At 38.8% G+C, this 12,814-nt stretch carries 11 protein-coding genes and 1 tRNA gene; 5 read left to right on the top strand and 7 right to left on the bottom strand.

What is annotated here, in order from left to right; translation table 11 throughout:
* Nucleotides 1-15: 15 nt before the first annotated feature.
* The 3 genes from K2F45_RS00290 to K2F45_RS00300 are packed head-to-tail and all read right to left on the bottom strand — an operon-like array spanning nucleotide 16 to nucleotide 4,190.
* Nucleotides 16-699 (bottom strand): hypothetical protein, encoded by a 684-nt coding sequence (locus K2F45_RS00290; RefSeq protein ID WP_248932761.1) that lies wholly within the window; start codon nucleotides 697-699, stop codon nucleotides 16-18.
* Between the two features lie 17 nt (nucleotides 700-716).
* Nucleotides 717-1,481: an enoyl-CoA hydratase/isomerase family protein gene (locus tag K2F45_RS00295; RefSeq protein ID WP_075990478.1), complete on the bottom strand. Its 765-nt coding sequence runs from the start codon at nucleotides 1,479-1,481 to the stop codon at nucleotides 717-719.
* A gap of 36 nt (nucleotides 1,482-1,517) precedes the next feature.
* Entirely contained in the window at nucleotides 1,518-4,190 is a 2,673-nt protein-coding gene (locus K2F45_RS00300; RefSeq protein WP_248932762.1) for a carboxypeptidase-like regulatory domain-containing protein, read from the bottom strand.
* A gap of 123 nt (nucleotides 4,191-4,313) precedes the next feature.
* Here K2F45_RS00300 and purD point away from each other — a divergent pair, with 123 nt between their 5' ends.
* From purD to K2F45_RS00320, 4 genes are all read left to right on the top strand, one after another.
* Nucleotides 4,314-5,588 carry a phosphoribosylamine--glycine ligase gene (gene purD / locus K2F45_RS00305; protein WP_248932763.1) on the top strand — a complete coding sequence of 425 codons (1,275 nt, stop codon included), beginning with the start codon at nucleotides 4,314-4,316 and terminating at the stop codon, nucleotides 5,586-5,588.
* An 88-nt stretch (nucleotides 5,589-5,676) separates the two neighbouring features.
* Nucleotides 5,677-5,748, top strand: a tRNA-Glu gene (locus K2F45_RS00310).
* A gap of 399 nt (nucleotides 5,749-6,147) precedes the next feature.
* Nucleotides 6,148-6,480 carry a hypothetical protein gene (locus K2F45_RS00315; protein ID WP_248932764.1) on the top strand — a complete coding sequence of 111 codons (333 nt, stop codon included), beginning with the start codon at nucleotides 6,148-6,150 and terminating at the stop codon, nucleotides 6,478-6,480.
* 277 nt (nucleotides 6,481-6,757) lie between these two features.
* Complete coding sequence (locus tag K2F45_RS00320) at nucleotides 6,758-7,636, top strand: hypothetical protein (RefSeq protein WP_248932765.1); 879 nt, start codon at nucleotides 6,758-6,760, stop codon at nucleotides 7,634-7,636.
* An 83-nt stretch (nucleotides 7,637-7,719) separates the two neighbouring features.
* On the opposite strand, the gene K2F45_RS00325 is transcribed toward K2F45_RS00320, so the two are convergent.
* From K2F45_RS00325 to K2F45_RS00340, 4 genes are all read right to left on the bottom strand, one after another.
* On the bottom strand, nucleotides 7,720-8,532 hold the full coding sequence (locus tag K2F45_RS00325; RefSeq protein WP_248932766.1) for a hypothetical protein: 813 nt from the start codon (nucleotides 8,530-8,532) through the stop codon (nucleotides 7,720-7,722).
* 22 nt (nucleotides 8,533-8,554) lie between these two features.
* Nucleotides 8,555-9,007, bottom strand: coding sequence for a hypothetical protein (locus K2F45_RS00330; protein WP_157625826.1), 453 nt, complete (start codon nucleotides 9,005-9,007; stop codon nucleotides 8,555-8,557).
* Between the two features lie 19 nt (nucleotides 9,008-9,026).
* Entirely contained in the window at nucleotides 9,027-9,971 is a 945-nt protein-coding gene (locus tag K2F45_RS00335) for a class I SAM-dependent methyltransferase (RefSeq protein WP_248932767.1), read from the bottom strand.
* A gap of 387 nt (nucleotides 9,972-10,358) precedes the next feature.
* Entirely contained in the window at nucleotides 10,359-10,709 is a 351-nt protein-coding gene (locus K2F45_RS00340) for a hypothetical protein (RefSeq protein WP_157625828.1), read from the bottom strand.
* Between the two features lie 638 nt (nucleotides 10,710-11,347).
* Between K2F45_RS00340 and K2F45_RS00345 the strand changes: the two genes are divergently transcribed.
* Nucleotides 11,348-12,814: an IPT/TIG domain-containing protein gene (locus K2F45_RS00345; RefSeq protein WP_248932768.1), complete on the top strand. Its 1,467-nt coding sequence runs from the start codon at nucleotides 11,348-11,350 to the stop codon at nucleotides 12,812-12,814.

Genomic DNA, 12,814 nt, shown 5'->3' on the forward strand with positions numbered 1-12,814 from the left:
AAAATGTGCAACATATTATGCATCACATCCGGCATAAGCGCGGTCTATGACTGTAATATACCATTTTTCTCCCTCTTTTGTCACATGAAAAACAAAGGGTTCTTCATGCTCATTGGAGGTCATAATGGCTCTATAACTTTTGGATTCTATATTTCTTAGTCGCTGTAATTCAGTGTTATTAATTTTGGCGTCAAGAATTTCATTCATGAACTTTGCTGTTTGAGATAATTCATTGGGGCGGGACTTTTTATCATAATAGAATCCGGCTTTATCCCACTTCATCGTACCACAATCAAAAATAGGTAGTTTTCCGGACTTCAAAGGGCCCTTGTACGTTAACTTTTCATAAGAATGGTACTCTGGCACGGGTTTAGAAAAATTAAAACTGTTTTGGTGTACATAAGAGTCTAGCGCGCCTGGACGATAAATAATATAAATTCCCAATTTGGGATGTATATAGGAATTTATTGTTTTACTGTCCTGCTCTGAATATGCCTTGGCAAGTTTCTCCAGTACCTCCTCCAGCGTTTCGGAGTTCTCTTTCTTTACTTTCTTTTCAGTCGTGTCAGGTTTTTGTAGGGTATCCACAGGAATTGAATCCTGTACGATTTTTACAGCCTTATCTTCTTTTTTACTATTTCTGCAGGAGATTGTGCTTGCAGTGAGACAAATAAGAATAAAGAAAAAGAGATTTCTCATGATGATTTTGTTTAATATTACTTCTTTGAAGTCAAGTTTTCAATAATTGACTTTAGAATAGAGCGCGTTGACGGAAGCCACCATTGTTCGAGGATGCGCTGGATTGTCTCTTCTCTATTCTCGCGCAATTTAAGGATTATTTCCTTTCGGAAGTTCAATTTGGATGTCTGCCAGGTCTTTTGGTTGAACTGCGTGATCTGCTTTATCTTTTTTGTTGCGGTATTGAAGAGTATATTAGCGGGAACAATGTCATCGATAAGACCCTGTGTTTTTGCATCTACAGGAGAAAGCAATTTACCTTCGAGCAAATTCTGATAAGCATTCCGTTTTCCGATCCAAAATGCATAAAGCTGAAATATACTTTCAGGGACGATGAGTCCGACTGGAATTTCATTAAGGCCAATCACAAAATTCCCTTCGGCCATAATGCGATAATCGCAGCAGAGCGCCAGTACGCAGCCCCCAGCGGGACTATGACCAGATATTGCGGCAACTATTGGCTTTGGAAAACCGGCCAGTAGCGATGTCGCCTCCAAGAATAAATTCCAGAATTCCCGAATCTGTTCTTCATCGTATTGGAATAAGGTAATTAGATCGAGTCCCGCGCTAAAGAAGTTCTCCTTGCCAATCAATATTGCACCATAAATGGCTTCATTTTGCTGGGAAGATGCTAAGGTATCTATCAGTTCCTTCAATAGCTGTGTGTCGATGGCATTTGATTTTCCCCTGTCGAGGAAAATACTTAAAATATGATCTTCTATTTTGGTTTTAATATGTTCCATAACCTTGTCTTTAAATTTAACGATTTGTTTGCACTGCTATTGTGGTTTTACCTCTATTAAATACTCAAGATGAGCAATCTTGCCATCCATGCTTATTCCCTCAACGGTTAGTTTGTAAGTCCCAGGTTCGTCAGAAGTAAAGAATTCGAAATGCGTTTTCCCATCTTTTGGTATGATCAGATTCGGTTCCCATGCGATTGTTGTCCGTAGATCGCGTGTAAGCTTATGTTGGACTGTGGCATCATATTGGGGTTTGAAAAAGGTTCGGGGCACATATAGCCCTTTTGGCGTGATCGTTAGAATTCCTGTAGGGGTATAAGATGAAGCAATCGCATCTCCGGATTTACTGGTAATCACAATAACGCCGCTGCCTCCGTACATGCCATAAATCGCCGTGTTTCCAATACTACGCAAGACTTCAACACTCGCAATGTCGGCAGTGTTAATCATATCTATTTGTTCGGGTTCAATATACATTCCATCGAGAACAACTTGCATCGGACTATTCATCGATCTTGTGCTATAAGGGATTCCATTTCGAAAAATAACACCATTTAGCCGTCCATTGAGGCATTGAGCAAAAGTAGCACAGCCGGATAATTCGTCCGCAGAGATGACCTGATCGGCATTTCCTGGTCCATTGAGGTTTCTGGAGTTCTTGTCAGCTTTATTTGTTCGTATTCTATTGACCTGTACCTCTTCCAACCGAATGCTCTTTTGTATTATGCCCGCAGCTTCCAATTCGCCAAGGAATTGTTGGCTATTTTTCAGTTGTGTAAGCAGCGTGGTATTGATGTCATTAACCAGTAATGGTTGATCTTTACTCGTATTTGGAGGGGGGGTGAGTGGGGTGTCTATAACAATATCAACTCTTTTTTTCTCCTTAGGGCCATCACCTGTCACAATAAACTTGACGCTGTCTGCAAATAAAAGTTCGTCAAATGAAAATCGGCCATTATTGTCTGTCAGCGTATCTACACTCAGCAACATATTGCTCGTCGGTATTAGGGTTACTTTGGCATTTGGAACCACAGCCTTTCGGGCCGTTTTCTTGATGGTCCCAGCGATGGTAAGTCCTTTTTCAGGAAGGAACGAAGTTGTTGATGTACTTATGTAATTCTTCCAGTCCAACTTGCGCCAACCTTGGATCAACATAAGATTGTCCAGCTCTGTCAGTTTAATGTTCGTTAAATCCTCAAAGTAATAATTGGGCCGTTCAATAAAGCCACGAAGATCAGATTTCAATAGGAGCTCCGAGACAATAGATGAATAATAACGGTTTGTCGTGGAATCAACCTTGCTGAGGTTTACCACTGATGCGGAGAGCGCAGCAAACCTAGTGGTGTCACTATCATCATATTTAACGGAAAGATCAGCAATCACTTTATCGCGTGTTGTGAAGCTGGATTTGTTGAGTTCTATGGAGACAGGAAGTAAGGTCGATGTCGTATTGTAATTAAACACCAATCTTTCCACAATAGGAACCATTTGATCTGTTAAGATGGATAATTGTAAAACTCCAGAAGGTAGGTTTTTTTTGGGGATATTGAATAAGATCTCCGTTCCATTTAATTTCTGCTTAGCGGCATGAAGTACAAGGCCATTGTATTGGGCTACCAGATAAATATCTTTGCCATTGGCCAAGTCTGCAGTAGCGGAAAGTTGTGCTGCAATCTTATCCTTTAGTACTGAATTTACGGTTAGAACATATCCGGAATTTTGAACAGGGGGTAAAGAAGCACTTGTTGACGATCCATCTTCGAAAAGGGCTGTAGCGACGTATTTTTTTCCTGCCTGTAAGACGAGTGGTATACTTCCCATCCCCAGTGAATTTGTTTCAAAGTCTGCAATAGTCGTTTGATTTTCTTCCACCACGGTTATTTTGGCTTTTTTTCCCAATCCAGCAGGAGAAAGGATTTTGAATCCTGTCTTGCATAATATGTTGCTGACCAGTTCGCCACTTTCGGGAAAAATTTGAATGCTATTTTGGCTGTTTGGATCCGGGATAACAAAACTTTTGAGAATACGTCTTTTATCCAGAGAAAGAAATTGTAGAGACAGTGTTCCGCCTTTAAAGTCATCTTTCAATTCCAAAGCTATTGTTCCATTATCATTCGATTTTAATCGGCCGGATTTTTCTTTATTGTTGTTAGGTTGTAGGGTATAACTGATGCTGTTATTAATCAGTGGGGCTCCCTGAATGGTTTTGAGATTAATCTGGAACAAGTTTTCTGTTCCGTTTTTGACCAGTTCACTTCTCGTTATGATATTATCAGATCGACCATTTGTAATGGGAACGACGCGTTCGTAGAAATTGGCTACAGAGTCATTTTGCATCCATCTGGTAAATGATCTAACGCGATATGAGCCTTCTTCCAAGGTGTCCGGCAGATTGAAGTCGCCTATACTTAGACCGAGTGTAATTGGAATTTTGATACTTTTGATGATCTTATTGGTTGGAGATATCAATTCTACATTAGCAATTTTACTCATGTTGCTCAAATAATTAAAAGGGGCGGTGGTGCAGTATAATTTAAACCAAATGGTTTCTCCGGCCGAATAATCATTTTTGTCCAAATGGAGATAGATTTTTTCCTTGATGTGCTGCGCATGGTAAGTATCCAGTTTCTGCAACGTCTGATCGATCTGGGCCGACGCCAACAAAGCGAATAGGAGGCAATTTACTAACAGCAGTAATTTAGCGTACATATGACTAATGTTTTATGAAAATTAGAAAATATTTTCCTTTAATCAATTTATAAATCAAAATATTAGTCTCATTTTAAACGATCTGATACCTTAAAATTAGCATAAAAAAAATATCTTTGTGTTATGAATATCCTAATAATCGGTTCAGGAGGTCGTGAATCCGCCTTCGCCTATAAGTTGTCGAAAAGTCCACGTTTAGATCAATTGTTTATTGCTCCAGGAAATGCTGGAACAGGTGCGTATGGTCAGAATGTAAATATTAAAGTTACTGACTTTGCTGCTATTGCTTCCTTCGTTTTGGAGAATAACGTGCAAATGGTGCTCGTCGGTCCCGAAGAACCTTTGGTAAAAGGTATTCATGATTATTTTTTAAATCGGGAAGATTTAAAATATATCCCGGTAATAGGGCCACAACAAGAGGGGGCTCAATTGGAAGGCTCAAAAGATTTTTCAAAGCAATTTATGGATCGCCATGGCGTACCTACGGCTGCTTCAAGATCGTTTGATGCAACATCATTGGAAGATGGATTGGCTTACCTTGAAACGCAAAAATTGCCGATTGTGCTTAAGGCCGATGGTTTAGCTGCAGGCAAAGGGGTGTTGATCTGCGAGACGCTGGAAGATGCTAAAGCGGAGCTAAAAGCGATGATCGCAGATTCAAAGTTTGGAGAAGCTAGCCGAGTTGTGGTTGTTGAAGAATTCTTAAAAGGAATTGAATTGTCTGTTTTTGTTTTGACAGATGGGAATTCATATAAAGTGCTTCCTTCTGCAAAAGATTACAAACGTATTGGAGAGGGGGATACAGGCCTAAACACGGGTGGTATGGGATCGATATCTCCGGTTCCTTTTGCAGATGAGACATTTTTAAATAAAGTAGAAGAGCGTATTATCAGACCAACAGTTGAAGGACTTAAAAAAGATGGTATTCCGTATAAAGGATTTATTTTTATCGGTCTGATGAATGTAGAAGGAGAACCTTATGTCATCGAGTATAATGTTCGTATGGGAGATCCGGAGACTGAGTCCGTATTGCCTCGTATTGAATCGGATCTATTGGATTTACTGGAAGGTGTTGCACAAGGCAATTTGGATCAACGTTCGTATACGGTATCTCCTAAAACTGCCGTAACGGTGATGTTGGTTGCGGGAGGTTATCCTGGAGATTATGAGTCGGGAAAAGAGATCGTCAATATTGAAAACGTGAAAGAATCCATCGTATTTCAAGCAGGTACGAAAGAGGTGGGTGGTAAGATCGTTACTGCAGGCGGACGTGTAATTGCTGTTACCACATTGCAAGATACACTGTTTGAAGCCCTTCAACAGGCAACTGCAGATGCTGGAAGAATATATTTTGAAGGGAAATACTTCAGAAGAGATATCGGTTTCGACCTTGTTTAAAAAATATTTAATTTTTTTTTGGAATACTGATTTTAAGGTCTATATTTGCAACTCCAAAAACAACAATGTTATTGGAGTTGCATAAAAAGGCCCGTTCGTCTAGGGGTTAGGACGCAAGATTTTCATTCTTGAAACAGGGGTTCGATTCCCCTACGGGCTACACATCTAAAAGTCAAAACATACAAAATCCTGCAAATTAAACGTTTGCAGGATTTTTTGTTTTTCAGCATTTACAAAACCTATAATAATTCCCAATAAAAAAGTGAGTCATTCAGTGAGTCATTTTATCGAATGTGCTTACTCACTGAAAAGTGTTTAACATTTTGATTATCAATATGTTCAAAATTTAAACATCTTGCCCCGTTTTAGTTGCAAGGCTAATTTTGCATCGCTGAAATCTGTTTTTCAGTGGTGATGCAGAGCTCGCCGCAAAGGCGGCTCGGTTTGTTTCACTTAAATGACGTTGTTATGAGTACAAATTATTCCTTGTTCTTCTATCTGAAGAAACCTAAAAATTATGTTAACGGTCCCAAGCCGATCTACATTCGGATTACCGTAGATGGTATCCCAAAAGACGTTGCCACTGGACGGGAACGCGATCCACCTATGGAACTCCAAAGCCAACCGTGCGAAGGGAACTACCGAAGCAGTAAAGATCCTGAACAGCTGTCTTGAAACCCTCGTAACTAAAGTAAGTACGGTCCATGCGGTTATGGTTGCGGCAGCAGAGGAAATTACAGCGGAGTCCATTAAGCTGCGGTTTCAGGGAAAGGGTATCAAGCGAAAGCAATTCCTTGACGTTTTTAGAGAACATAATATGCAGATGGAAGCATTGCTTGGCAATGGATTCAAACCCAATATAGAAACCGGAAAACATCTGGCCTTTGGCTAGATGGAATTTTCGCCTGTCATAGGAGTTTTAGCATTTATCCAAAATTTGTTTCATACATTTTCTAGAAAAGCACGCTTACTCTACACCCCATTTGGCGACCCAATATTCACTATTGTAGCGGATTATCATTTTTAACGTTTATTGAAATATAAGTCTTTAATACATAACTTTACAGTTAATAATCTTTATATGATCATTCCTTTCTGCCATATTTCTAGGTTTAGATCGCTGGGGAAGGATACTGATAAAATTTAATTTAATATAGTCATACTTCATTATGAAATCTTCGACCTCTATCCTTTTGCGAAATTTCGGAATGGCATTGATTGCGATTATTTTTGTGTCGTCCTGCAAAAAAGAGAAGCAGCCTGAAACGCAAGACCTCAAATTTCAACTGGAATCTTATTATGTAACCTCCGGGAATGAAATATCCATTGATATACAGACAGGAAACAATAGATACTCCATCCAGTCTCCTGATGATAATAATTTTGTAGTGGATATCAATGAGGATGCCTGGCCATCGGGGAATATCCATATTAAGGGACTTAATAAAGGACACTCGACACTGATCATCAGGGATGAAATTACAGGTCAGAAAAAAGAGCTAAATATCCACGTGGTCGCTCCGTATCTGACAATGAGAGCCATAGGGCTCATCAGTGGAGTTTTAGGCGCTCCATATGGTAAAGATAATGCTATCCGAAAAGAAGTGAAAGAAGGAGCTGCATACAATGTCGACTTCTTTGGGAAAGACGAACTGCTTGTTCTGCAAGGAGGTAATTTTTTGGTTTTCGGCAATGAAAATGATCTGGCAAACGGTGAAGTATTGACATCTGGAAGCTATAGGATTAGCTTTGAAGGAGAGCTTGGGCATTTACTTCTCTCTTACGGAGATAACAAGCGAACAGTAGACTTTAGAATACCGGAAGGTACGTCAAGCTATTCCATTTTGAAGAATTTTTCAAATGGTATTTTAGCAGGGCCAAAGGATTTCAATCCGCAGAATCCATATCCGCATCTTTATCTTTCAAAGGATTTTACTGCAGATTTTCAGAAGGCCTATCCGGAAATAGAGCGTGTGGACCTAACAGAGGAGATGTACCTGTATCCTTATTTTCATCATCTGAAGATTGCCCAAGGAATTCTGGATTGATTCACATGACGAAAATCGGGAAGCAAAATAAATCTGCTTCCCAGATAATACATTAGCTAAATGAACTTGCCTCTTTCATTTCCCTAAATATCGGATGGAATGTAATCTTTCCAGTTCGAAGAGTCCAAATAGGCCTGTACGCCAAAATTTGATCCCGCCTCTTTCATAATGATCTGCATTCTGGTTATTGGGGAAGATTTTGTTCCAGGAACGGGATCTAAGCCCCAATTAACACCGAAAGCCAAACGGAAAAGTTCATACACTTGTCCATTGCTTCCCCTTAGGTCGAATTTATGGATCACAGAGGACTCAGTTGTCCCCGTAAAATGCCCGTTTTTATCCGAAGTATAGCGTAAGATCAGATAGGGAATCTTGGTCCCACTTTCCTCTTCGCTTAAAAATTCATAGCTCCCCTTTTGCTGTAGCACTAATTTTCCATCCTTTTCCAGAAAGAAAAAGGCATCTTTTTTTTCATTATTAACTAAGTAAAACCGCATGTTCTGTAACAGCGCAGGGTGGTTACTATTCGAAATGACCAATGGAAGATAAAAATCGGTAACTTTAAGCTTTACTTCTTCGACCGTTCCGGTTACCTTGTCGGTTATTGACATAATTGTTTCTCCTTTTTTCTTTCCCGAAATAATGATCGACCCAAAATTTAGGCTACCACCTCCCATAAAATCAGCCGTAGCTATATCGCTATTCTCGATTTTAATGGAATAGTCACTGTTTCCGCGGACTATGGGAAGATAACTCTGGCTATTTAAAGGAGCTTCCATTGTGTTTGTCGGCAGTATGAAATCAAATGTTTTCTGTTCTTCTTTTTTGCAGCCCATCAAAAAAATAAAGGTGAACAGTGCAATCCATATTCTGTATGGAATATCTAATTTAATCATGTTAGGGTTTTATTTGTTAGTTCTATTTTGTAAAAATCCAAACCTGAGTCTTTTCGTCATATTGACCGGCAATATCATTATGTTTTAGTTCTTTTAATAACATTGCGCTGCAGGGGATGTTTTTATCGGCTTCATTTCTAAATGTTATTTTGTCTATCAGGTCCGGTTTTAGTTCTATATAAAATGTTCCGCTTTCACTACGGTCTATATTTACAGCTATAAATTTCTCATTTCTGTTGATGCTGAAATATACCTCTAACTTCTGCCCGTTGGGCAATATTTGATAGATTTTCAAGTCCTCTGCGGGATAGGATGGATGATCTCCGAAGAGAAGGTCCTTTCCGTCTTTGTCCAGATAATTTATTTTAGTCAGTACCAACATGTCCAATTGCCCGCAAATGGTCTTCTCCTTTTTACATGAATTCGCGGAAACAAAAATCAATGATAATAAAAGTAAAATAGAATAATTTTTCATAGCTATCTTCTCTAAGGGATTAATAAGATGGATTTTTAATATGTGGGTTTTTCGGGATCTCGACCAATCTATATCCTTCCTTGGTAAGGGATTTCTTCAGGGATTCATTGGGCATATTCTTAAAGACGGCAATGGAAAGCGTCTGGCTGGGCAAGATTCCCCAATTAGAAAAAAAATCACGTATTTTCTTTCTGAAAAGAATACCCCTGAAAACCTTCTCCTTCCTGTCAGCTTTGATATGTTCACTCCCCGGAAACCAAAAGTTGGGGTTGAGTTTTTTAATAGCAATCAAGGGAAGATTGAGTCCGGCAGCAAATTTTTCAAATTCCCGTTCTGACACCTTATAGATAAAGTTTCCCACCGTTTCATGGGAGAACCTATTTTTCCAGATCTTATTGATCATCCTGTCGTTGATCCTTCCCAGTAGGTTGGCTAAATATAATAAGGCAGGCATCTTTGATATCGGATCCTGCGGTTCAATAATTATAATGGCTTTTCTGGCTACCCGGATCATTTCGTAAAGAGCTGCGTAGGGTCTTGGAAAATGATGGTAGCTTTCCTTACAGAGTATATAATCGACACTATTGTCTTCCAACGTTAATGATTCAGCGTTTTGGGCGGAGAAATCCTTGATAAACTCTTGTTCATGGGAAACTTTAAGGAAACTGTCATCTAGGTCACTAGCGGTAACATTATGGATATTTTGGTCAAGCAGGTAGCGGGCGTCATGTCCATAAGCATCACCAAGGGTAAGCCATTTCGCATTCTTATCCTTGGTGAAAGGTTCCAGGCATTTGAAAAAAAGCTCCTGGAGCCAGTGATTTATACTTCCTTTATAGCTATTTAGTGACTTGATTACTTTTATTTTTTGTTCTTTTTCTGGATATAGGGTATTATACCAATTGGCATGGAGGTCATAGCTATGTTCATTGAATTGATCCTGTTTTCGCAAATTATTTTCCATGATTAAGTTTATAGTAGTTGCATCATCTGATATTGATCAGACAAATAAATATTCTTTTCTTGATCTTAACCTTTCTTTAGTCTTATTTATATAAACGGATAATTATTTACGAACGCTACAGTTAAATTAAAATACTGGAATACAATTTATAATTATTGAGATATCGGAGCTATATATATTCGATGGTATGCTTGCTTATAGGGCATTTATCTGGATAATTAGCCTATTGGATATATAGCTTATCGCTGTTAAATTCAAATCTGGCTTAAAGTATACTGGGCGGTATACTAAAAAGAGGCTTAATGGTGTCATTAAGCGAAGAGAGTATCCCCGGAGGATACTCTAACCCCATTTTAGGTAAATAGGGCAAGAAAAGTAGGGCTCTGCCTAGCTTCTGCTTGCTCTATGATAGGTCCTAAAAGGATTTTGAATCTTAGGCGAGATAAAGTTTTTGAGCTGCGGGTTTAGTTTTATGCCTAAAAGAATCGGTGAATTAGGCATTTGCATTAAGCCTTTGCCCGGCAATGTTTTGTTGTTGTGAAAGTCCTTGAAGATATGCGATATATATTTATCGAATTTTACAAAGACAATATCACTTCTTACCATCGTCCGTTTATCTGTAGAATAGCCATTAAAATGAAAATTTTCTCCAAAATAATAGTCATTCCCCTGAGGGTCTTGTGCTGAAGCTCTGAATATGTGAATTAATAAAAATATTAAGAGTAACCTTTTCATCATTTATAGTTTATAAATCGAAAATGCTCAACATATATTGAAACTGCGAATAAGGTTGAGGGATTGGAATGATTTGCTGAGTATTCGGAAAATACACAGTTTAATAGCATCACTTTGTTGATACAAATAAGCAGTTTATTGAGATAATTCTATAGTATCAGAATCTTTACAATCCCTAAATTTGAGTAATCAATTATAGAAAGAAAACCTTAGAGAAGCATTTAGAAAGTCAAGATAGAATTTATCCATTCATTTCCTCGGTAAAAAGAAGAGTAGACAAACCGTCGAAATGAAAAAGGATTAAGGTCGACAGCTATTGTTAGTTTAAAAAAGAAAATAATTAGAAAAGTAATTTTGAAAACAGGAAGACTTTGAAGCAATTGTCATAAAGTCTTTTTTTAGCTTAAGAGGGCTAATACCATTTAGCTTTATATAAAAGTAACCAATTATGTGGAAATTAAAACAAAGTGTTCGTCTGATAATAGGGCGGGTATCGATCCGTTCGTCCTAAAACTATCCTATAAATAGCAGTGATGTTAAAGAAATTTTAAGGAATATATCGCAAAGTCAGCGAATCGAGATTCGACGATGCTGATATAGTAAAGTTTATAGAATAAATTCTAACCAATATATAATATCTTATGAAAACTAAACAAGCAGCGGGCTTTAGCTGGCTATTGTATCGATTAATCTGGGCTGTTGTCGGGCTAAGTTTAAGCGTTGTAAGTTGTAAAGATGATAAGCCTGTCAGTGTCAACGAGGGGATCCCTTTTGATCCTTCCCAACCTGTTGTCGTTTCTGACTTTGCCCCATCATCTGGCGGGGTAGGTCAACGTCTAGTAATCTACGGTAAAAACTTTGGTAATGACCCGAAGAATGTAGCGGTCTTTATCGGCGGAAAACAGGCTGTCGTTGTCAATGCCTTAGGAGAATCTCTGTATTGCCTTGTACCTAAACAGGCATTTAAGGGGGATATTGAGGTCCGCGTCGGTAATCAGGACAAGCAAGTTGTAGGTAAAGCTGAGAAAATATTCGATTATCAACGCAAGATGGTTGTGTCCACACTAGCGGGCTACAGAAATGCGCGTGGTGATGAACCCTGGCGGGATGGGAAATTCAAGGACGCAGACGAAAATAAAATGGCAAGCGGGTTTTGGGAGCCTTCTTTTATGAAGTTTGATCCTGCCAATCCTAAGCATCTTTGGATGACCTTTGACAATAATAATGGGTTATACCTTGTCAATTTTGAGGATAGTACCATCACGAAAAAACGTTCGGATTTTGATCGTCCACGTAGTGTTGATTTTACTTTAGATAAGAAGTATATGATTATTGCTGAGGATCGCGGCGGCGAGAATGACCGGGCAACATATCGCTTATCGCGTGACAAAAATTGGCAGGATAGGGAAGTTCTAACTACTTATAAACAGTGTAATGGCGCCTCAATCCATCCGGTGAATGGAGAGATGTATTTCAATAGCTATGAAAAGGGTCAATTTTTTCGATTTGACCTCAATAAATACTTTAGTGAAGGTTTAGGTGTCAAAGATTATGAAACGTTATTTGTTGTGCATGATCCACAATGGGAGTACAAGATTTTCATTCATCCAACGGGCAACTATGCTTATATCGTTGTCATTAATCAAGGCTATATTCTCCGTGTAAACTACAACTGGGAAAAGAAACGATTTACACAGCCCTACCTCGTATGTGGTCAAATTAGAGCGTATGGTTATCAAGATGGCGTAGGCTCTTCAGCGCGCCTAAATAATCCTTATCAAGGTGTATTTGTAAAAAATCAAGCCTATGTTGATGCAGGTAAGAATGACGCGTATGATTTCTATTTTACAGATCAGATGAATCATGCGATTCGGATTTTAACCCCTGAAGCAAGTGTTACAACCTTTGCAGGTAGGGGAAGTTCTAGCCTCAATAGTAATCCTTATGGCTATGTCAATGGGGATCTACGTTTAGAAGCACGTTTTGATCGCCCTTCAGGTATTGCCTATGATGAAGCTGAAGGTGCGTTTTATATTGGAGATCAAGCCAATCGTCGTATTCGTAAGATTGCGCTGGAAGAGATGGATCAAGCTAGCCAAAACCAATAA

Origin of the sequence: Sphingobacterium siyangense (genome assembly GCF_023277505.1) — a bacterium.
Lineage (GTDB): Bacteria > Bacteroidota > Bacteroidia > Sphingobacteriales > Sphingobacteriaceae > Sphingobacterium > Sphingobacterium siyangense.